This is a genomic window from Desulfosarcina sp. (assembly GCF_055467485.1).
Genome location: NZ_JBUOIV010000072.1, coordinates 1 through 21,036, shown reverse-complemented (window position 1 = coordinate 21,036; position 21,036 = coordinate 1). Strand labels below are relative to the sequence as shown.

Annotated in this window: 21 protein-coding genes; 20 read left to right on the top strand and 1 reads right to left on the bottom strand. The window is 56.5% G+C overall.

Annotation, left to right across the window (positions count from 1 at the left end):
- Positions 1-538 (bottom strand): Druantia anti-phage system protein DruA (locus ACZCED_RS22100; protein ID WP_464861738.1); only part of this gene is annotated, 538 nt, incomplete at its 3' end.
- On the opposite strand from ACZCED_RS22100, the gene ACZCED_RS22095 reads away from it, so the two are divergent.
- From ACZCED_RS22095 to ACZCED_RS22000, 20 genes are all read left to right on the top strand, one after another.
- Entirely contained in the window at positions 537-767 is a 231-nt protein-coding gene (locus tag ACZCED_RS22095) for a hypothetical protein (protein WP_464861737.1), read from the top strand. The two genes, ACZCED_RS22100 and ACZCED_RS22095, sit on opposite strands and share 2 nt — an antisense overlap.
- Before the next feature lie 162 nt (positions 768-929).
- Complete coding sequence (locus ACZCED_RS22090; protein WP_464861736.1) at positions 930-2,213, top strand: efflux RND transporter periplasmic adaptor subunit; 1,284 nt, start codon at positions 930-932, stop codon at positions 2,211-2,213.
- Between the two features lie 101 nt (positions 2,214-2,314).
- A complete protein-coding gene (locus tag ACZCED_RS22085) occupies positions 2,315-2,689 on the top strand; it encodes a four helix bundle protein (RefSeq protein WP_464861735.1) in 375 nt (124 codons plus the stop codon).
- 101 nt (positions 2,690-2,790) lie between these two features.
- Positions 2,791-5,979 carry an efflux RND transporter permease subunit gene (locus tag ACZCED_RS22080; RefSeq protein WP_464861734.1) on the top strand — a complete coding sequence of 1,063 codons (3,189 nt, stop codon included), beginning with the start codon at positions 2,791-2,793 and terminating at the stop codon, positions 5,977-5,979.
- Positions 5,976-6,638 (top strand): methyltransferase, encoded by a 663-nt coding sequence (locus ACZCED_RS22075; RefSeq protein ID WP_464861733.1) that lies wholly within the window; start codon positions 5,976-5,978, stop codon positions 6,636-6,638. The genes ACZCED_RS22080 and ACZCED_RS22075 overlap by 4 nt, the downstream gene beginning before the upstream one ends.
- 177 nt (positions 6,639-6,815) lie before the next feature.
- Complete coding sequence (locus ACZCED_RS22070; protein WP_462968576.1) at positions 6,816-7,121, top strand: sll1863 family stress response protein; 306 nt, start codon at positions 6,816-6,818, stop codon at positions 7,119-7,121.
- A gap of 59 nt (positions 7,122-7,180) precedes the next feature.
- Positions 7,181-7,585 carry an SH3 domain-containing protein gene (locus tag ACZCED_RS22065; RefSeq protein WP_462968575.1) on the top strand — a complete coding sequence of 135 codons (405 nt, stop codon included), beginning with the start codon at positions 7,181-7,183 and terminating at the stop codon, positions 7,583-7,585.
- Between the two features lie 108 nt (positions 7,586-7,693).
- Positions 7,694-8,596, top strand: a complete 903-nt coding sequence (locus tag ACZCED_RS22060) for a glucosaminidase domain-containing protein (RefSeq protein ID WP_462968574.1) — start codon at positions 7,694-7,696, stop codon at positions 8,594-8,596.
- Positions 8,597-8,767: 171 nt separating this feature from the next.
- Entirely contained in the window at positions 8,768-9,346 is a 579-nt protein-coding gene (locus tag ACZCED_RS22055) for a lipid-binding SYLF domain-containing protein (RefSeq protein WP_462968573.1), read from the top strand.
- A gap of 147 nt (positions 9,347-9,493) precedes the next feature.
- Complete coding sequence (locus ACZCED_RS22050) at positions 9,494-10,342, top strand: hypothetical protein (protein ID WP_464861732.1); 849 nt, start codon at positions 9,494-9,496, stop codon at positions 10,340-10,342.
- A 95-nt stretch (positions 10,343-10,437) separates the two neighbouring features.
- Complete coding sequence (locus ACZCED_RS22045) at positions 10,438-10,947, top strand: hypothetical protein (RefSeq protein WP_464861731.1); 510 nt, start codon at positions 10,438-10,440, stop codon at positions 10,945-10,947.
- A 13-nt stretch (positions 10,948-10,960) separates the two neighbouring features.
- Entirely contained in the window at positions 10,961-11,851 is an 891-nt protein-coding gene (locus tag ACZCED_RS22040; RefSeq protein ID WP_462968570.1) for a DUF1207 domain-containing protein, read from the top strand.
- Between the two features lie 169 nt (positions 11,852-12,020).
- A complete protein-coding gene (locus tag ACZCED_RS22035) occupies positions 12,021-13,310 on the top strand; it encodes an LssY C-terminal domain-containing protein (RefSeq protein ID WP_462968569.1) in 1,290 nt (429 codons plus the stop codon).
- 47 nt (positions 13,311-13,357) lie between these two features.
- A complete protein-coding gene (locus ACZCED_RS22030; RefSeq protein WP_462968568.1) occupies positions 13,358-14,608 on the top strand; it encodes an LssY C-terminal domain-containing protein in 1,251 nt (416 codons plus the stop codon).
- Between the two features lie 10 nt (positions 14,609-14,618).
- Entirely contained in the window at positions 14,619-15,704 is a 1,086-nt protein-coding gene (locus ACZCED_RS22025) for a lipase family protein (RefSeq protein ID WP_462968567.1), read from the top strand.
- Positions 15,705-15,910: 206 nt separating this feature from the next.
- Positions 15,911-16,792, top strand: coding sequence for an alpha/beta hydrolase family protein (locus tag ACZCED_RS22020; RefSeq protein WP_464861730.1), 882 nt, complete (start codon positions 15,911-15,913; stop codon positions 16,790-16,792).
- Between the two features lie 147 nt (positions 16,793-16,939).
- Positions 16,940-17,794, top strand: a complete 855-nt coding sequence (locus ACZCED_RS22015; RefSeq protein ID WP_462968565.1) for a hypothetical protein — start codon at positions 16,940-16,942, stop codon at positions 17,792-17,794.
- A gap of 123 nt (positions 17,795-17,917) precedes the next feature.
- Entirely contained in the window at positions 17,918-18,421 is a 504-nt protein-coding gene (locus tag ACZCED_RS22010; protein WP_464861729.1) for a hypothetical protein, read from the top strand.
- A gap of 39 nt (positions 18,422-18,460) precedes the next feature.
- Positions 18,461-19,765 carry an anaerobic C4-dicarboxylate transporter gene (locus ACZCED_RS22005; protein WP_462968563.1) on the top strand — a complete coding sequence of 435 codons (1,305 nt, stop codon included), beginning with the start codon at positions 18,461-18,463 and terminating at the stop codon, positions 19,763-19,765.
- Positions 19,766-19,832: 67 nt separating this feature from the next.
- On the top strand, positions 19,833-21,036 hold a 1,204-nt coding region (locus ACZCED_RS22000), incomplete at its 3' end, for a lyase family protein (protein ID WP_464861728.1).

Here is a 21,036-nt window from a genome sequence, read left to right as displayed (position 1 = left end):
GCCTTGCCCCTGCGCCTGTTCTGGCTGCCATCCGCCATGCCGGACTGGAAAATTGCATGCACCCCAACCGGGCCTGGTCGATGCCGGACTGGATGAAATATCGCAGGTGCGCGCCGAAAGGGATCCGGTATCCAAGGTAATGATATCGATCCACGTACTCGCACCAGAGCCTCCTTTGGTCGTCATTGCGGACCCGGGTCAGCACGACCGGGGACAGATCGCTCAATGGGGTCGAGATCGTCGGCGGTCGATCCGTCCGTCCAGTCCTTCCTGCGGTTGTTTTTTCCCGCTTGATATATTGGACCCTGCACGCCGGCAGTCGGATCATGCCCCTGGCATCCAGGCGCTCCAGGAATTGGCGGCACTCGACGGTTTTCAGTTTGCCGGTCCGTCTTTTCCAGGAAAACAGTTCGCAAATGGTATTGGCCAGTTCGGTGCGGGTAAGCTTCGGGAACGTGTCGACGATAACCGCGATTTCCCTGATTTGATCGCGGTAGACCGCCTGGCCGCAAAAGGATTCGGAGGATATCGATGGCATGGGTGTCGGCGTTTACGAAAGAGGTATTTATTTTTACTATACAAATGGGTGGCAGGAATGTCCAGAATTATCTGTCATTATGCGTTTTTCTTTAGGGATGATCGATACCGGATTTGAAAAGATGCGCCAGCTGAAGCAGGAGGCGACTTTTCCATGCCGCGAACGTGGCTTTTCATCGATATCCGATCTCGGCCGGTGCCATTGGTCCGGTTTCCCAAAAAGACGTTGAAAACCAACCCCCGTTTCGATAGATTGATTGCCAAAATTGGATTTGCGGTATAAATCCAACGCCTGTTCCCACCGTTTAATTCTCGTGCATCCTGTGAGGATTCACGATGAAAACCTGATTTTTAAGATCCATCAAAGGTCAGACCCGATGAAAAAAGGGCCGTTGTTTAAAACTGTTCGTGTTGCTGTCGTGCTGCTGGTTGCGGTGGCCATTGCCGTCATGCTGGTGCAGTTGCGGCCCCGCGCCGAGAAACAGTCCCGCACCACGGACGGGCGGCTGGTGGAGGTCGTTAGCACCCATCCACAGACCCTTCCCATGATTGTCGAGGCATATGGAACGGTTGCCCCCCGGGAATCCCTGAAACTGGTGGCTGAGGTACGCGGCCAGGTGGTGGCCATGCATCCGGCCTTCATCGAGGGCGGTTTCGTGAAATCCGGTGAGGTGCTGCTGAGCATTGATCCAAGGGATTATGAGCTGGCGGTGCGGCGGGCGAACGTAGGCATCCGGCAGGCCCAGGCCGAACTGGATCGGCTGGCACAGGATATTCTCAACCTGAAGGCCAACCTCAAGCTGGCCCGATCGGATGTGGATCTGGCCCTGGCGGAGGTCAATCGATTCAAGAATTTGGCCGGCAAGAACATGACCTCCCAGAGCGTGCTGGACAAGGCGGACCGCCAGTATCTCACCAGCCGGGAGCGATTGCAGGCCCTGGAAAACCAGCTGGCCGTCACCGGTCCCGACCGGATCCGGCTGGAGAGCCAGTTGGAGATGGCCAGGGTGGCCATGGAGCAGGCGAGCCTGGATCTGGAGCGCTGCCAGATCGATACGCCCTTCGATGCCTGGGTGACCCAAAAAGAGGTGGAGGTCGGTCAACATCTGGCGGCCGGCCAATCAGTGGGCAGTGTCTACCGGGCCGGTGCCTTTGATATCGAAGTCAAGATCCCCATGGCTGACCTGGCCTGGTTCCCCGATGACGGTGGATCGGAACAGGGGCTGCCGGTGGAGGTGCTGTTCATGGAGACCGCCACCCCGAAGCTGTGGCATGGCCGCCTGGCAAGGGTCAAGGCCGCCCTGGATCAGACCACCCGGACCCTGCCCGTGGTGATCGAGGTCGATGAACCCACCTCCGGTGGTGCCATGATCGCAGCTGCCGACCGCTTGAAGCCGGGGATGTTCGTAACGGTGAGAATCCAGGGCCGCCAGGTAAAAAATGTCCACCGGCTGCCCCGGCACCTGGTCCATGACGGGGACACGGTCTACCTCGCCGCCGACGACCAGCTCAGTGTCCGGCCGGTGACGATCCTGCGCCGCTTCAAGAAATCCGTGCTGATCAGCGACGGGCTGTCTGACGGGGACCTGGTGGTCACCTCTCCGCTTTCCGGTGCCGTACCGGGGATGAGAATACGGCTGAAGACAGAGGACGGAATACAGAAGACAGAGGACTGAGGTCGGACGACGGAAGACGAAGGTCAGATGTCTGAAGTTTGATGACGGATGCCTGAGGACCGTGGTCCGAGGTCGGACTGGGCGGCGGTTGGAAAATTAACATGGCCATCAAAACCATTCAGGACCTGGAAGTATACCGGTTGGCATATTCGCTGGCCATGGATATGTTCAAGCTTTCCGTTGGTTTTCCCAAAGAAGAGGTCTATTCGATGACGGATCAGATCAGGCGGTCGTCGCGATCGGTAGCCATCAATATCCGTGAAGGGTATGCCAAGCGAAAATACGAGAATGTATTTTTCCGACATCTCAACGATGCTCTCGGATCATCGGAAGAGACCCGGGGGTGGCTGTCGTTTGCCCGGGATTGCGGTTATTTGGAAAAGGGTGAACGCCTTCGCCTGAAAAAGGAATACGATCACGTCAACGCCATGCTGTATCGCTTGATGAAAAACTGGAAAAGTACGACTAATCAATAGATGCGGGCAGGGGGTGCAGGAATGGCTGCTTATTCAATAATGGCTGCCGGTGCTGCCCGGTTTCCGATCTCTGACCTCCGACATCCGACTTCTGGTCTTCTATGAAAAAACTCGCCCAATGGTCCGTCGATAACCGCGTGGCGGTGAACCTGATCATGATGTTCATCATCGTGGCGGGTCTGCTGACGGTCATGAACATGCGCCGGGAGATGTTCCCCCAGTTCGCCCTGGACATGATCAACGTCTCCGTGCCCTATCCCGGCGCCAGCCCGGCGGAGGTCGAGGAGGGGATCTGCATCAAGATCGAGGAAAAGATCAAGGGCATCGAGAACATTTCCCGGACCTACTCCTCTTCCCGTGAAGGCCTGGGGTCGGTGACCGTGGAACTGAACAAGGGGGCCGATGTCCAGAAGATCATGGATGACATCAAAAACGAGGTGGATCTCATCGACACCTTCCCGGTCGAGGCCGAAGATCCGATCATCACCGAGATCATCAACCGCAACCCGGCCATCACCGTGGCGGTATACGGGGATGTGCCCGAGAAACTCCTTCGCCGGACGGCGGACCGCATCCGCGACGACCTGGTGGATACCGGACCCATTTCGCTGGCTTCCCTGGTGGGGGTGCGGGACTATGAAATCGCGGTGGAGGTGTCCGAGGAGAACCTGCGGCGGTACGGACTGAGTTTCGATCAGGTCGTCCAGGCCCTGAGGACCGGAAGCCTCGATCTGCCCGGCGGAACCATCAAGACCGACCATGGCGAGATCATCGTTCGTGCCAAAGGTCAGCTGTACACCGGCAAAGAGTTCGAAGACCTGCCCCTGATCACCGATGCGGGCGGCACCGTGGTGCGGCTGGGGCAGGTGGCTGCGGTGGTCGACGGGTTCGAGGATACGGACATCAAGGCCCGCTTCAACGGCAAGCCGGCGGCCCTGGTCCAGGTCAACCGCACCAGCCAGGAAGATGTGATCGCCATCTCCGACACGGTGCAGAAATACGTGGCGAAGAACAGGAACCGTATGCCTGACGGCATTCAGCTGGCCACCTGGTTCGATCTGTCCACCATGGTGCGCGACCGCATCGACCTGTTGCTGCGCAACGGGTTCCAGGGAATCGTTCTGGTCTTCATCGTCCTGGCTCTGTTTCTCAACCTGCGACTGGCTTTCTGGGTGTCCGTGGGGATTCCGGTGTCCTTCATGGGGGCCTTCATGGTCCTGGATTATAGCGGCGAGACCATCAACATGATCTCCCTGTTCGCCTTCATCATGACCCTTGGCATCCTGGTGGACGATGCCATTATCGTGGGCGAGAACATCTTTACCCACTACGGACAGGGAAAATCGTCGGACCGCGCCGTGGTCGACGGAATGGGGGAGGTCGGCGGGCCGGTGCTCATGGCCGTGACCACGACGGTCGTGGCCTTTACGCCGCTGATGTTCATCTCCGGCATCATGGGTAAATTTATCAGCGTCATGCCCCGGGCGGTGATCGCCATCCTGATCGTATCGCTGGGCGAAGCCCTGATCATCCTTCCGGCGCACCTGGAGGGGGCCCTGCTCAGGAGCCGGCAGGCCGGCGAGAAGATGGGGCGGGCAATCCATGAACGCGTCAGGCAGCGCATCGAAAAGGGGCTCCAGTTCGCCATCGACCGCATCTACACGCCGACCCTGCACTACGTGGTGGAAAATCGATATTTTACCCTGTCCATCGGTCTGGGGGTGCTGATCATCAGCCTGGGCATTCTGCGCGGCGGTTATGTGCCCTTTATATTCATGCCCAAGGGAGACAGCGACTGGGTGATTGCCGAGGTCAACTACCCGCTGGGAACCCCGGTGGAGACCACCGCGCAAACCATCACTTATCTGGAGCAGCAGGCGTTTAAGCTCAACCAGGCGTTCGAGGGTCAACTGGAAGCGGGCAATACCCTGATCACCAACACCTACTCCCTGACCGGGTTCATTCCCCGGCGGGACTGGAAACCCCAGGAGATCGGCGGACACTGCGGGGAGGTGTGGATCGAGATGATCTCGTCGGCCGAGCGGCCCAGGCTGTCGGTCAACACGGTGATCAACCGCTGGCGCAGTCTTGCCGGAGACATTCCGGGAGTGGAGCGCCTCTCTTTTTTCACCATCGAAGGGGGTCCGGCCGGCAGCCCCATCGAAATCCAGCTCATCGGCGATGATTTCAGGCAAATCGAACAGGCTGCGGCGGAACTCAAAGACGAGCTGGGAACCTACCCGGGGACCTACGACATCGTCGATGACTTCAAACCGGGCAAACCGGAGCGGCGTTTCCGGATCAGGGACGGTGCCCAGAGCATCGGCGTGACCATGAGCGACATCGCCCGGCAGCTGCGCCAGGGGTTTTACGGTGAAGAGGCCCTGCGCATCCAGCGCGGCAAAGATGACGTGAAGGTGCAGGTCCGCTACGCGGAAAAAGACAGGCGCTCGCTCTATGCCATCGAGCAGGCCCGCATCCGCACGCCGGACGGCCGGCAGATCCCGCTCAGCGAGATTGCCGAAACCGCCAGCTCGCGGGCCTATTCGTTGATCCGGCGGGTGGACCGCAAGCGGGTGATTACGGTGAGCAGCGACATCGACGAGGATGTCGGCAACGCCAGCTCGATCGTCACCGACCTCAAGGCGGATTTTCTCCCCCGGCTGGTCGAGCGATATCCAGGACTGCGCTATGATCTGGAAGGTCAGGAAAAGCGGACCGAAGAGTCCCTGCAAAGCCTGAAGAAAGGCTTCACCCTGGCCCTTATGGCCATTTTTCTGCTGCTGGCCACCCAGTTCCGGTCTTACGTTCAGCCGGTGATCATCATGATGGCCATTCCCTTCGGACTCATCGGTGCCATCGCCGGCCACCTGGTGATGGGACTGGCATTTACCATCATCAGCATTTTCGGCATCGTGGCCCTGTCCGGTATCGTGGTCAACGACTCGTTGATTCTCATCGATTTCATCAATCGGGCGCATCGCAACGGGATGGCGGTGGTCGAGGCGGTCATTGAATCCGGGCGATCGCGCTTCCGGCCGGTGCTGCTCACGTCGGTGACCACCGTTGCCGGACTTTTCCCGCTGCTCCTGGAACGCAGCTTTCAGGCCCAATTTCTCATTCCCATGGCGGTGAGTATCAGCTTCGGCCTGTTGGCCGCCACTTTGCTGACACTGCTCTACGTGCCGGCGCTCTACCTGATCATGGACGATGTCGTGCGTGCATCCAAAAGACGGTTGGGGCTGGTGTCACCGGCAAATGCGGCGGGCAAGGACCTGGAGCCCTCGTGAACCGATCGACAAAGAGCCGGCTGACCGTCAAGCAGCTGGACTGGTTTCCCGGCAGCACCCTGCTCGATAAAATCGGCCGAGCCGTCTGCCGGGTGGGAACGCTGCCCGGCAAGGAGCTGTTCGAGGCCTGGGAGGTGGCCAGGCGGGTGAGAAGAAAATTCAGGGGTGGACGGGTGGTCGATCTGGCCTGCGGCCATGGACTCCTGGCCCATATCATGCTACTCCTGGATGACACCTCTCCCGGGGCGCTTGCCGTTGATCGCCGTCTGCCTGAAAACGCCTGCCGGCTGTCCGCCGAGCTGATCGAATCATGGCCCCGGCTGGGCCAACGGATCCGCTATGTGAAAGCCGATATCGATACTGTCGAGCTGACGTCATCGGACCTGATCATGTCCGTTCACGCCTGCGGCAGCCTGACCGATGCCGTGTTGGAGAAAGCCGTCGAAGCCGGCGCCCGCGTGGCGGTGCTGCCTTGCTGTCATGACCTGCAGCGCAGCGACACCGGCGGCTTGGACGGCTGGTTGGACGGACCCACGGCCGTCGATGTCACCCGGGCGGCGAGGTTGCGTGAACGGGGGTATCAGGTAATGACCCGGAGGATACCCGCGGCGATCACACCCAAAAACCGATTGTTGATGGGGCATCCTGAGTGGGGATGATATCGGGTAGCGCACTCTAACCGGTTGTTGAAAAACGATTGCGCTTGGCTATACGGCGCTAAAATTCGACTCGACATGCTCATTTAGCACCCACAAACTGCTCTTTTTCGCCGGATTGTGCCGTGTCTTGCCCGCGTTCATGACGTTCTTCAACACCCTTTAAAAAAGGAGGCACGCATGGTAACCAAAAAAGAAGAATTTATAGCCCGGATGAGAAAACAGGTCGACGAACTAAACTACCGTTGGAGTCGCGAGCGTGACAAGTTCGAAGCCGGTCTCCAGCATGCAAGTGCCGATGCCGGAAAAGAGTATGAAGTCAAACGGCAAGCATATCTCAAGTTCCGCAAGGATTTGAAGGAAAAGATCGTCGACCTTGAAGTGGCCGGCGAAAACGCCTGGGACGATCTCAAAGACGGGGTCGAAGATGCCTGGAAATCGCTTGCCACGGCATTCGATAAAGCCACTTCGCATTTCAAGAAGTAAATGATTCCCAACCGCGGAAGCATACCGCGGCTGGGTGAGTTCCTTGAAAACTGACCACAATGGCCACATCGCTGAAAATGATTGGCGAGACGAAGAAAATGAAAAATAGCTTGCGCAGCCTATTTATCTTATGGCTCATTTTGATGAGCCACCATGCCTGTGCTGAAGCTGACGGGCCGGATTACTGGCGTGTGCACGGGGTCGACAGTGACGACGTGCTCCATATCCGTAGCGAGGCCAACCCAACATCCGAAAAAATAGGCCAGATACCGCCTGATGGTCAGTGCATCAAAAACCTGAGATGCATAGGCGGGCTGACATTGAACGAATTCACCACCCTGTCGGAGGCGGAAAAGGAAAAAATTAAAAGAGAACGCCCGCGATGGTGTAAAATCGACTATTATGGAATAACGGGTTGGGTGGCCGGTCGTTATCTTCGTGAAGGATCTTGCCCGAATAAATAAATCCAGCCTGAAATGGAAACGACCAACCCCTGAAACCGTTTGCGGCCTTCACCGATTTAAAGGCAATAGAAATGGCCAAGATTTACACTGATCAGGAGGGATGTTACAATGAAACGACCTAAAATCTGGATTTTAATTGCAGCCACGTTATCGGCATCCTGCCTGATCGTTTTGACGGGTTCCACGGCAGTCTTGGCAAAGGAGAAGGAGATCGTTGTCGAGGTGGGCAGCACAGAGCAGCTTGGCAGCTATTTTGACAGCATCGGCTACAACGTTGCAGCCAACCCGGATATCCTTTATGCGGTACCCCGTTTTCGATTCACGCACATTCCCAAAAACTGGGAGGAGGACACATCCGTCCCGTTGAAAAAATCGGTTTTTTTTCGTGCTGGGGCGTCCGCTATTCTTCAGGTCAATGAATCGATTATTTACGATCGTAAAAAGCTGTTGAGTTGGAAGCTGAGCAATATGAACCAAAATGACAGGCAGTGGCTGACCCAAAAGATGTCGACGTATAAAGTAACTGAAGATAAAGAATCGTTCACCGACGATCAACTAAAGGAGTTAATTCTTCGGGTGGATGCCATTCCACCGTCCTTGGCATTGGTGCAGTCGGCCATAGAGAGTGGCTGGGGAAGTTCCCGTTTTGCCAAGCAGGGAAACGCCATGTTTGGCCAGTGGACCACCGACGGTGGCATGAAGGCCCAAGGGAGCGAGGCCCGCCTGGCTGCTTTTCCGGATCCCCGTGAATCGCTTAACGCGTATTGCCTGAACTTGAACACACATCCATCGTACGCTCAATTCAGGAGCGCCAGAGCGGACATGAGGAGGAACGGGAGACCGTTGGATGGTGCCACGCTTGCGGAATATCTTGGCAGTTATTCAGAAAAAGGTGACGAATATATAGACCTGATCAAAGGAATGATCAAAAGAGACCGTCTCGAGATCGCAGACCGTGCGCAACTCGCAAAAGGGCCTGTCGTTGTTTTCCGCCCGGTAAACCCAAAATGATCGGATCATGTCCAAGACTGCAATGGATCGGGTGGTGATAGGACTTCTTATAAAAATTGGATCGATTGGTGCGCATGCAACAGGGTGGCAAACGATCCCATGTAAGAGCGTCATGCAAAGAGAAATGAATCAATGGTTGGAACGGAAACATCTAAATTAAGGAGGGATGCAATGAGATCAAACCGATGGATTGTTTTTTCTGTTGTTCTGGTGCTGGCCCTGGTTTGCTTCAATACTGCCCATGCCGACAAGTACGCCGGCACCATCGATATATTCAAGCAGTCGCCGGCGGTGAAGCCATTTTTTGACAATTGCTATGGGTATGCGGTCTTCCCGGTGGTGGGCAAGGGAGGCTTCGGAATCGGCGGGGCCTACGGCACCGGCCAGGTGTATGCGCAGGGAGCGGTCACCGGAACCACCAGAATGGTCAAGGCGACGATCGGTTTTCAGGCCGGCGGCCAGGCCTTCAGCCAGATGATCTTTTTCGAAGACAAACGGGCCTTCGAGGAATTTACCGGCGGCAACTTTGAATTCGACGCCGGCGTATCTGCCGTGGCGATTACCGCCGGGGTTCAAGCCAGTGCAGGCACAGAAGGCGCCACCGCAGGTGCCAGCGCCGGTCCGGCCTCCGGTGTGCAGGCGAAAACGAGCTATCGCAAGGGAATGGCCGTGTTTGTTCATTCCAAAGGTGGGTTGATGTATGAAGCCACCGTCGGTGGGCAGAAGTTCAGCTACACGGCCAATAAGTAGCTTTGTTTCAGGATTGACCATTTCCTGCCGCTTTTTTGCGGGAAATGGTCTGCCTTCCGGAGACCTGACATCAATCGATTTGCCGCACCGGCATTCTCATTTTCCGGGTATGCGATACGATCGACAATCGATTTTGAAATACCTGATATGCTGCCCAGTTGGCTTCCCAATCGATCGCAAACCGCAATCTTAAATCCCTCACGGGTGATTGCGCTGCTGGTTGTCGTTCTGGTTTTTCTCGGCTGTGCGCAAGCCCCGCACATCTATACCGTGCAGCCGTCGGCACTGGAAAATATCCGGTCAGAAATATCGACGATCGATGTCCATCTCTCACCGGAGCCGGCGGAAACCGAACTCTTGCTTCCGGCCAAGGGGTTTTGGGGCGGAGTCAGGAGAGGCATTGCTGTCGGCGCCGCCATGCCGGTGATGATCGGTTTTGTCTCCCCGATACCCGGAGGGACTTTTTTGGGCTTGTTGTTTTCCCCCATAGGCGCATTGATCGGCGGTGTTTACGGGGCGACCACCGCTGTCCCTGCCCGGGAAGTTGAACATGCCCAGGTCATGCTTGAGATGGCTGCGGACAATCTCCAACGAATGCGTCTTCGCGACAGCTTTGTAGAAAGCCTGGTTGATCTGGGCAATGCGCATACCGACTTGACATTCACAGTCTGGCACGAAGGCCATCAGGCATATGATGGGCGGAATGCACGCCTGGCGGTGCGAGTTGAGAAAACGGGATTGCGCGGCATGTACAGCGTCGACCCGTCCACGGATATTTTCCTGCAGATGCAGGTGCAGCTCATCAACGAACGGGGCAATGTCGTTCTGATAGACGAGCATTTCACCTGCGCGAGCGATCAGGAAAGAACGTTCAAGGAGTGGGCGGACCAAGGCGGAATCGATCTGATCCAGGAAATCGAGTCGTGTGAGCAGGAACTGGCAGAGAAGATCGTCGATGACCTGTTCCGGGTGTATCCGATTGAATGGAAGTATTAGCTGTAAGCATATTGCATAATCGGTATCGACGACAGGCAGGCCGATCCGAGCATGAAGCTGTAATCCAGGACTCTGCACTCAGGACGAAATCGAAGGTGAACCCTTTCAGATGGCATAATCGATTGATCGTTTTGCTCATTGCCGGCCTGTGGGCAGGCGCGATATCCGGCTGCGGAAAACCGAGCTTGGTCGGTTTGTATCCGGAATATCCACCGTTGGTGAGAAAGCGCTTTTCCCTGTTTGCCGATTTTGTGCGGGTGGATTCGCTCACGCCGACATTTCGCTGGAAGCCGTTGATCTTGGCTGCGGTGGATCCATCCGACTCCCAGGGTTATATTTCTATTCAAAATGCGACCTATGAAATACGTGTCTGGAGAACCGTTTCCACTGGCACGGGCAAGCTGGTATACGCCCGCAAGCAATTGACGGCGACCGTGCATCGGCTGGAGAAGCCTCTGGAACCGGGGACCAACTATTTGTGGAGCGTTCGGGCCCACTTCGAGATTGACGGCCGCAGCCGCCTGACGGAGTGGACCATGGCCGGCTACCTGCTGCGCAGGGAAGCGGTGCCCAACGATTCCTGCCTGCGGTTCAAGACCCCTTGAAAGGAAGGATAGAATGAAGCGTGTTGCCTTAACGATGCTCGTGCTTGTTTTGTGTGTTGTGCCGGTCATGGCCCAGGCGGATGAACGGGCGGATACCACCTTCAAGCTGGGATCGAGCTGGCTGCTGGAACTGGACCCCAACGACCAGCCCTACCCGGACTACGTGGCCGATCCAAGGCGACCGCGCATGCAGGTCGGGGTGGGCGTGGCCGACAGCGATATCCCGGAGACCTCATCGAGCCGGGTCATGCTGGACCTGGGGACCCGCTACACGCTGTTCAAGATCCAGACCGATCCCTCGGGCACGAACGAGTTTGCCCTGGACATCGAGGGGGGGCTGTTCACCCAGTTCGATCCGGGCAACGGGCTGGACAATATCGGCTGGGACGGCCGCTACGGCGTTTTTGCCGTCTGGGATTGGAGCGACAAGGTGGTCGCCAGGGTCGGTTACCGTCACCTTTCCGCCCACCTGGGAGACGAGTACATCGAGGCGACCGGACGCAGGCGAATCAACTACACCCGTGACGACCTGGCCCTTGGCCTGGGCTATTACGTCAATGAGAAGATCCTGGTCTATGTCGAACCCAGCTGGGCCTGGTCCATGGGCAATGAAGACCGTCAGAAACCCTGGGCCGCCGAGGGCGGCATCCAGTACCAGGGACCCCGCGACATGTGGAACGACAGCACGGCATATTACGCCGCGGCCCATGTGCGGGCCTTTGACGAAACCAGCTGGGATCCCGGTGTGAGCGTCCAGACCGGCTTTCACATCAAACGGGAACAGAGCAGCACCAACCTGCGCCTGGGGCTGGAGGGCTATATTGGCCGGGCGATTTTGGGAGAATTTTCCCTGGACTACGATGAGGCGTATCTTACGGTAGGCATCTTTTTTGATTTCTATTGACATGTTTCCGAGAAAAAGCGTTGCTGGATGATCGATCGGCATCCAGACCGCTCTGGCTAGTCAGGGCGCATGCTTTAAATTGGATGATTCCCAAACAGTCCCCTTGTGAAGACACGGGCGCGAGAGGATAAAACCATTCGAATTGTCCACTGACACATTGGTTAAGAAAATGGACGTTATCGAAAGTGAGCCAGGACCATCCGTTCTATCTGGAGCCTTGCGCGCGGCGGCTGTCTGCATTCTCTCATGGGCGATGCTGTTGGGTTGCGCCACCTATAACCCGCAGCCCTTGAATGAGGAACTATTCAGGAAACGAGCAACCACCCAGGCCAATAATAACGTCCGCGTCTCAGCGGTGGTACTCAGTGCAGCAGAGACCAAAGCCGTTTTCGGCCTGGCGCTATACAACAAAGGCATCCAACCGGTCTGGCTGGAGATTGAAAACATCACCCAACATCGCATGTGGTTTGCTCCGTTGAGTATCGACCGTAACTATTTTTCACCGCTCGAAGTGGCCTACATGCACCATTCCGGTTACTCAGTGGCTTCCAGGCAAAGCATGGACCGGTTTTTTCATCAGCATACGATCAGGAATCCCATCAAGCCGCGAACGGTTCAGTCGGGATTCGTCTTCACCAACCTGGAATTGGGAACCAAGGCCTTCAACGTGGAAATAGTCGGCAAGGATGAAAAGATCAGGACCTTCACTTTCCTGATACCGGTTGCCGGTCTTCAGGTGGATCACCGCGAGGTGGATTGGGCCAACCTGTATTCGATCCATGAAAAAGTCGAAATCGGTACCCCCCAGGAATTGAGAAGCGCCATCGAAGCATTGCCTTGCTGTACGACCGATGAGGACGGCAATCGAATGGCGGATCCAATCAATGTCGTTATCATTGGAACCGGCCGGGACATTCTTTACGCCCTGCTGCGCAGTGGTTGGGACGAAACCGCGGCAGCAGCATCCTATGATCCGAGGGCCCAGTTGCCATGGGAGTTCCGCTACCAGCCGGTCAAACCGCTATATCTCTTCGACCGGGCTCAAGATTCAGCCTTTCGCAAATCGCGCTCAACACTGAACGAACGCAATCAGTTGCGCTTTTGGCTGAGCCCGCTAATTTACAAGGGCCAACACGTCTGGGTCGGGCAGATCAGTCGTATTGTCCGTCGTGCCGTCTGGGATAAATTTGTCATCGAGCCGGATGTGGATGAAGCACGCGCCTACCTGCTTCAGGATCTGTGGTACAACCAGGCACTGATGAAATACGGTTATGTCCGGACAGCCCGTGTTGCCACCCTGTCCGAACCCCGCAACAGTCTTCTCGGTGATGAATATTTCACTGACGGGCTTTGTCTCGTATTGTGGATTGCAGGTAGCCCCGTGTCATTTTCAGGTGTTCAATTCGAGCCGTGGGAGAAACTGTCGGTGGAAAGAAGAAGCCTTTTGCTGGGTCGTTGAAGCCAAGCAATCATATCCGTAGAATGAATTTCGGGAGTGTCGATTCAGTGGATCCACGTCGCTGTGTATTCATCATCGCCGTTTTTTCCATCGTTGCACATGGATGCGCATCGTACGATCCGCGTCCACTGATCGAGTCGTTTTTTTTGGAACGGGCGCAAACCCAAAGCAAAAGCCAAGTGCACGTCAGCGCTGCCGTTCCCAGCGCAGCAGAGACGAGGCAGATATTCGGTGTCGACCTTTACGGTAAGGGTGTGCAGCCCGTCTGGATCAGGATCGAGAATCAGGATGAAAAGCCGATCTGGTTTTTACCCGTCGGAATAGACCCCATGTATTTCACTCCCCTCGAGGCATCCTTTTTAAGTCATTATCGTTTTTCTAGCGCTGCCAATACGAAGATGGACCGCTATTTTTTCGAAAAGGGCAAAGATATCTATGTCCATCCGGGCAGTGTCCGAACCGGGTTTGTGTTTACCAACCTGGACGAGGGCACCAAATCCTTTGCCATCGATCTCGTGGGTGAAGATCAGCAGGTCAGATCCTTCACTTTTTTCATTCCCGTGCCCGGATTGAAGATTGATCACCGTAAAATCGATTTCAAGACGCTCTATCCGAACGACGCATGGAATACTTTAGATGACGACAAGGCGTTGATTGCCTTTCTCGAGGGGCTGCCCTGCTGCACCGTCAACAAAAAAGGGACTGAAAACGGAGATCCGCTCAACCTGATCGTGATCGGCAACGGTGATGATGTCTATCATGCCTTCATGCGCGCCGGGTGGGACGAGACGGAAACCGTTACCGCCGTTTCCGCCTGGAGGACCGGAATGTCTTATTTTTTCGGCGGGCGCTATCGTTACTCGCCCGTCAGTGCCCTGTATTTATTCGGCAGACGCCAGGATGCCGCCCTGCAAAAGGCGCGCGGCACGATTCATGAGCGCAGCCACTTGAGACTGTGGCTGGCTCCGGTGCAATTCAAGGGCAAATCGGTGTGGGTAGGGCAGATCAGTCGCGACATCGGGGTGCGCTTTACCACAAAGACAATCGTCACCCACAAGATCGATCCGGATGTGGATGAAACCCGCAGCTACCTGATCCAGGACCTGTGGTATTCTCAGGGCCTCGCACGATTCGCTTTCGTCAAAGGGGTCGATTCGGCGGCCATCGATGCGCCGCGGCACAATATGACCGGCGATCCCTATTTTACAGACGGTTTGCGGGCCGTCCTGTGGGTATCGAGCCAACCGGTGGCATTCGAGAAAACCGAATTTATCGAGTGGCGTTTACCCTCTGAATAAACAGGAAGTCATGTCGCCTATTCACCTGGTATCAGTCTTGTCCCTCGCGTGCACAACCATTATTGGATGTGTCGGACCGGTCAAACATGAAATTGCGACTGACTACCCGGCTGCGATCCTTCGTGTGGTGGGAACCCCTCCGACAACCGATGGCCGGGTGCGTTTTCGGGAAATTTTTTGCCAGCTTCTGGCTACGGAAACGGATTACCAGGGGCGTGAGGGCGCGTGCGAAAATCTTCTGCTGCGACTCGACGATGAATCCCGACCGGTTAGGACAACCCAACCGCCTCCCGACCTGAGCACCCGCTATCGGGTCATGGTCGTACCCGGTTTTCTTAACGAATGCTTTGCCAGCATTGCGCTTCCGTTTGAGGATGCGATACCATTGCTCAGTGAACGCGGGCTGAAAATAGACCAGATGATTGTCAGCGGCCGTTCCAGCAGCGATGCCAATGCGGTCTATATCGCCGAGACGATCGGAAACCTGGATCTTGCGGAAAATGAGAAACTGGTGCTGGTCGGGCATTCCAAGGGTGCGGTGGACATCCTTCATTTTCTGGTCAATTTTCCGGAGCAGTCCAGGCGCGTGGCCGCCGTGGTCAGCGTGGCCGGTGCAATCAACGGTTCCCCCCTGGCATTTAAACTGGACGATATATACACTGTCCTGGCCCGAAACTTCCTGTCGAGTCGATGTAACACCGGAGACGACGGAGCCCTTGACAGTCTGCGGCCATCGGTCAGATTGTCTTGGCTGGCCGCCCATCCGCTGCCGGAATCGGTACGTTACTTTTCGATCGTAGCATTCACCAGACGCGATCGTATCAACACGCTTTTGAAAACCGGCTACGACCTGCTGTGGCCTTACGATCCGAGAAACGACGGTCTGCTCCTATCTACCGATCAACTTATTCCCGGGGGGACGCTTCTCGGCTATGTCAACGCCGATCACTGGTCGGTGGCGCTGCACCTGGAAAACCAAAATCTGCTGATATCCGAAACGATTCGGGCGTCGATAAAATTTCCCCGCCACGTTTTGCTGCAGGCTTTGCTGATCTATGTCGCTGAAGCGTTGGAGCCAAAACAGGAGGGATGGTGAAACGGTTTTCCAACCCATACCTATTATCTTTGTTGGCGGCATTGGTGGTATTGTTGGGCGGCTGCGGTCCGGTATTGATCCCATTCGACAAAAATATGCCCGCCCAGTCGCTGAGCTATATCGGTGCTCCGCCGGTTCACGACGCCCGAGGGCGGTTCAGGGCGATTTTCTGTCAATTGCTCAATGAAAACCGGCAGCAAGTGTGTATGACGGATGGATGCGATGACTGCCTGTGGCGATTAAGCGACGAACCGCAGGTCGCCGACAGACAGCAATGCCTGCCGGAACACGACACCGATTTAACGATTCTGGTCGTTCCCGGTGCCTTTTCCGGTTGTATCGAGAGTATCGGGGCGCCTTTCCACGATGGATCAGAACGGCTCAGGCAGATGGGCTATCGTATTGAGAGCATCGATGTCAGCGGTCTGTCGAGCAGTGCCAGAAATGCCGAGATTATCGCCGAAGCGGTTACCAAGCACATTTCTGGACCCTCCCACCGATTGATCCTTCTGGGCTATTCCAAGGGCACGACCGATATCTTGCATTTTCTGGTCGCTTATCCGGACCTGGCCCTTCATATCGAGGCGGTGCTGAGTGTATCCGGCGCCGTCAATGGCTCCCCCCTGGCGGATCGCTACTCCGCGGTCGAATACGACAACTGGCTCGCCCGCCTCTTTCCGGAAAGATGCCAGCCAGGGGATCGCGGGGTATTCGACAGCCTCAGCCGAACGCAGCAATTTCAGTGGCTGGCCACCCATCCCTTGCCTGAACACGTGCGCTATTATTCCCTGGCGTCGTTTGCCAGGTACGCGGATATACAGATCTACCTGCAACCGACTTACAAGCTGCTGGAGCAGATCCATCCGTTGAACGACGGCCAGCTCTTGTTTATCGATCAACTCATCCCGGGCTCGACACTGCTCGGCTATGTCAATGCCGATCACTGGACGATTGCCATTCCGGTGGAAGATAAATTTTCGCGGCGGGATCCGGCGCTCAAAGATCGACACCGGCAACTGCGTGACGTTCTTTTTGAAGCGATGATTCTATACCTGGCCGAAGAATTGAACCGCGATAGCGCCTTTTAGGTCATTCGAGAAACCTTTAGGGCGCCCTGAATGATCAGCTCATACGCGGAAACCAATTTGACGGTTTACCAACATGCCAACAAGAAATTATTTACCGAATGCCATGGTTGCACCTAACTCATGGTCAAACATCGAAAGGAGACTCCCATGCATGTATTCATTCGCGGTTGTCTGGTCTTGATCACAATCATCGGCCTTTCTTTGGCATGTCAGGCAGCCATCGCCGAGGAATGGAATCCGGAAGAAAAACCATGGGAAAAGTTCGGCGTCAGCCTTGGCGTGTTTCTGGCCGGCCTGGACAGCAACATTCGCCTCGGTACCGGCATCGGCGTGGATATCGATGTGGAGGAGTTGCTGGATCTGGATTCGACCAATACCGTCTTTCGCACCGGCGCCTTGTGGCGCTTCACCGACAACCGGCGTCATCGGCTGGATCTAACCTGGTTTGCCTTCAGGCGCGATGGCGATCGACGGATTCTCGAAGACATCACCATCGAGGATAACAATGGCAACATGATCACTATCGAAAGCGGCACGACCGTCGAAACGTTCTTCGACCTGGATATTTACCAACTGGCCTACAGCTATTCATTTTTTCAGGATGAGCGCGTTGATCTGGCTGCCGGTATCGGCGTCTACGTCATGCCCATCGATTTGGGAATCAAAGTCAGTGGGTTGCTCGATGTAGAGGGATCGGAGAGGTTCACCGCTCCCCTGCCGGTCTTCGGACTGCGCATGGACGTTGCCTTGACCCCCAAATGGTTCATCCGCAGCGGCGCCCAGGTGTTTTATCTGGAATACGATAACTTTACCGGTTCGATTCTTGAATTTCGGACCGCCCTGGAATACAACCCCTGGAAGCATGTGGGCATCGGCGTGGGATTCGATACCTTTGGCCTGCGGCTGGAAGCGGACGGCGAAGACTGGCCGGGAATCGACCTGAAGGGCAATGTTGAGTTCAACTATGCCGGCCTGCAGCTTTATCTGAGAGTGTTTTATTGACGCCGGAAACATTCAAAGGCGTCTGATGCCTTGTTGGCACCAAGACTGAGCGATTTTTTGATAACGGATCAGTACCGTGCGCGTTCACAGTCGCTGTATTTTCATAACCCATGGGAGGGAAACATGAATGATCGTTTTATGGGATGGGTATCGGCCATGGGGGTTGGCCTGGCGCTGTTTTTGTTCACGGGGATCGCAATGGCAGGCCAAGAGGGCACCTTTGCGGGCATATGGACCGCCAGCGGAACGTATCAGCCGCTGGAGTTTGCGCAAGACAGGGAAGTCTTTACGTTCAGGCTTTCCGGCCACGTGAACCTGAAGACCCAGATCGGCGAGGTCGGCGACCTGTGGTCGGAATGCGCCGGCCTGTGGGATGCCCTCATCGGCAGTACCACCCGCTGCGTTTGGCGTGACCCCGCCGGTGAGGATGCGGCCTATTGTTTGCTCGAAGGGCGTCTCGTGGAGGAAGGCGTCCGCGTGACCGGGCAGTTTGTCGGCGGTACCGGAAGACTCAATGGCTTGACCGGAAACCTGTCGTTCACCTGGAGATCGGTGTTTCGCAACCCGACCGACCACATTCTCACCGGCCACACCCAGAATTTAACCGGATCTTATAAACTGCCCTGAAGCGTCCATCCAGGCCTAACGGTATATAAGGAGTGCCATATGTGGATTGTCGAACTGTTGATCGTTTTGTTTTTTATCTGGCTGGGGGCCCGGCTGGGCAGCATCGGCATCGGCTTTGCCGGGGGCTTCGGCGTGTTGGTGCTGGCCCTTGTGTTCGGTATCAAGCCCGGCAGTATCCCGGTTGACGTGATCCTGATCATCATGTCCGTGATTGCCGCCATTGCCGCCATGCAGGTGGCCGGAGGCCTCGATTTCATGGTCCAGCTGGCTGAGAAGGTGCTGCGCAGCAATCCCAAGTACATCACCTTCATCGCACCGGTGGTGACCTATTCCATGACCATGTTTGCCGGCACCGGGCTGACGGCTTTCTCCACCCTGCCGGTGATTGCCGAGGTGGCCAAGGAGACCGGCGTACGCCCGTCGCGACCGCTGGCCATCGCTACGGTGGCGTCCCAGATCGCCATTACCGCATCACCCATATCGGCGGCGGTGATTTTTTTTGCCAGTGAACTGGAAAAGGTGAAGGTCAGCTACGTCCAGTTATTGATGATCAGTGTTCCCAGTACATTTCTCGCCGTCATGCTGGCCGCCGTGGTAACCAATTTTTTGGGAAAAGAACTCAAGGACGACCCGGTCTACCAGGAACGGCTGGCCAACGGTCTGGTTTCGAAATCGTCTGGAACCCGGCAACGGGAGATAAAACCGGGAGCCAAGATTTCCGTCCTGATATTTCTGCTGGGGTTGATCGGCGTCGTCTTCTACGCTACCGCCATCAGCGGCAATGTCGGTTTGATAAAAGATCCGGTATTGCCGAGAGATCATGCCATCATGACCATCATGCTCAGCGTGGCCACCCTTATCGCCCTGGTTTGCAAGATCAACACCAACGACGTTCTCAACGCTGCCACCTTCAAATCCGGGATGAGCGCCTGTGTCTGTGTCCTTGGCGTGGCCTGGCTGGGCACCACCTTCGTATCCGCCCACATCGAGGAGATCAACGTCTTCGCCGGTTCTCTGCTGGAGGCCAAACCCTGGCTGCTGGCGGTGGTGCTCTTTTTCGCCGCCATGCTGCTCTACTCCCAGGCCGCCACCACGCGGGCCCTGATGCCGGCGGCCCTGGCCCTGGGGATCAGTCCGGTGGCCGCCATCGCCTCCTTTGGCGCGGTGGGATCTTTGTTCGTGCTGCCCACCTACCCGACCCTGCTCGCTGCGGTGGAGTTTGACGACACCGGATCGACGCGCATCGGTAAATATGTATTCGATCACCCCTTCCTTATCCCGGGCACCGTGTCCATCACCCTGTCCGTGGTGATCGGGTTCATGATTGCCCCTATGGTTCTATAGGGTCGAGCTTTGTTTCGAATCGATATCGACATGTCAATATGGCCGACAATAAAGGAGATTGACCATCATGATTAAACTCGACGATGTTCTGGACAGAGCCTCCAAAAAAATGGGGGTGGACCAGGCCGACCTCAAGGGCTTTTTCGAGCGCGGTGAGCAGAAAACCTATGCGGCTGAAGCGTGGCTGTTTCACGAATCGACCCCCCGCCAGTGGGCCGGCCTGGTCGTCGACGGCGAGGTGACCATCGTGCGCGGGCTGCACGGCGCCACGCGTCATCTGGCGGTATTGAGCCCCGGGGCCCTGATTGCCGAAAGCGCCTTTCTGGAGGAGGACGCCCACGGTACCGGCGCGTTCACCCGCAGCGGCGCCACGGTCTGGCAGATCTCCCGGACGGCACTGGCAGCCTTCAGGGATGAGAAGCCGGATGTGTTCTACCGTATTGTCGCCCGGGTGGCTGCGGGTATCAGCGACCGCCTGCGCATGGCCTCCGAGCGGGTCACCGGTGACGGACCCAGTCAGCTGATCGGTGATTTTCGCACCGAGCACGACTCTCTGGGGGAAAGAGAACTGCCCGGCGGGGTATACTATGGCGTCCAGACCCTTCGGGCCATGGAGAATTTTGCCATCTCGGGCGTGTTCGTCAAGAACTTCGAGCACATGATCGAAGCCCTGGCGTTTGTCAAAAAGGCCGCCGCCCAAGCCAACTGCGATCTGGGGGTGCTGGAAGACGAGAAGATGAAGGCTATCAGCCAGGCCTGCGACGACCTGCTGGCCGGCAAACTCCACGACCAGTTCATCGTGGACATGTTCCAGGGAGGCGCCGGCACCTCTACCAACATGTGTGCCAACGAAGTGATCGCCAACCGCGGCCTGGAGATCATGGGGCACAAAAAAGGGGCATACGAATACCTGCATCCCAACGATCACGTCAACTGCTCCCAGTCGACCAACGACGCTTACCCCACCGCCATCAAGCTGGCTGTTCTGCTGTCGCTCAAGGACCTGCTGGGGGCCATGGGTGAATTGAAGACCGCCCTGGAGGCCAAAGCAACAGAATTTGCCGACGTGCTCAAGATGGGGCGCACGGAGAACCAGGACGCGGTGCCTATGACCCTGGGCCAGGAGTTCTCGGCCTATGCGGTGATGGTCGACAGTGCCGCCGAGGCCCTTAATCGCGCCGAGGACGAGTTTCATCATATTAACATGGGGGCAACGGCAATCGGCACGGGTATCAACAGCCCGCCGGGGTATGCCGATCTGGTCACCCAGA

Coding starts and splice junctions, on each gene's coding strand:
- ACZCED_RS22050 (WP_464861732.1), top strand. CDS start 9,494: ATGCTGCCCAGTTGGCTTCCCAATCGATCGCAAACCGCAATCTTAAAT.
- ACZCED_RS22015 (WP_462968565.1), top strand. CDS start 16,940: ATGCATGTATTCATTCGCGGTTGTCTGGTCTTGATCACAATCATCGGC.
- ACZCED_RS22080 (WP_464861734.1), top strand. CDS start 2,791: ATGAAAAAACTCGCCCAATGGTCCGTCGATAACCGCGTGGCGGTGAAC.
- ACZCED_RS22095 (WP_464861737.1), top strand. CDS start 537: ATGGGTGTCGGCGTTTACGAAAGAGGTATTTATTTTTACTATACAAAT.
- ACZCED_RS22065 (WP_462968575.1), top strand. CDS start 7,181: ATGGCCACATCGCTGAAAATGATTGGCGAGACGAAGAAAATGAAAAAT.
- ACZCED_RS22085 (WP_464861735.1), top strand. CDS start 2,315: ATGGCCATCAAAACCATTCAGGACCTGGAAGTATACCGGTTGGCATAT.
- ACZCED_RS22010 (WP_464861729.1), top strand. CDS start 17,918: ATGAATGATCGTTTTATGGGATGGGTATCGGCCATGGGGGTTGGCCTG.
- ACZCED_RS22005 (WP_462968563.1), top strand. CDS start 18,461: ATGTGGATTGTCGAACTGTTGATCGTTTTGTTTTTTATCTGGCTGGGG.
- ACZCED_RS22020 (WP_464861730.1), top strand. CDS start 15,911: ATGACGGATGGATGCGATGACTGCCTGTGGCGATTAAGCGACGAACCG.
- ACZCED_RS22025 (WP_462968567.1), top strand. CDS start 14,619: ATGTCGCCTATTCACCTGGTATCAGTCTTGTCCCTCGCGTGCACAACC.
- ACZCED_RS22035 (WP_462968569.1), top strand. CDS start 12,021: ATGGACGTTATCGAAAGTGAGCCAGGACCATCCGTTCTATCTGGAGCC.
- ACZCED_RS22040 (WP_462968570.1), top strand. CDS start 10,961: ATGAAGCGTGTTGCCTTAACGATGCTCGTGCTTGTTTTGTGTGTTGTG.
- ACZCED_RS22070 (WP_462968576.1), top strand. CDS start 6,816: ATGGTAACCAAAAAAGAAGAATTTATAGCCCGGATGAGAAAACAGGTC.
- ACZCED_RS22060 (WP_462968574.1), top strand. CDS start 7,694: ATGAAACGACCTAAAATCTGGATTTTAATTGCAGCCACGTTATCGGCA.
- ACZCED_RS22055 (WP_462968573.1), top strand. CDS start 8,768: ATGAGATCAAACCGATGGATTGTTTTTTCTGTTGTTCTGGTGCTGGCC.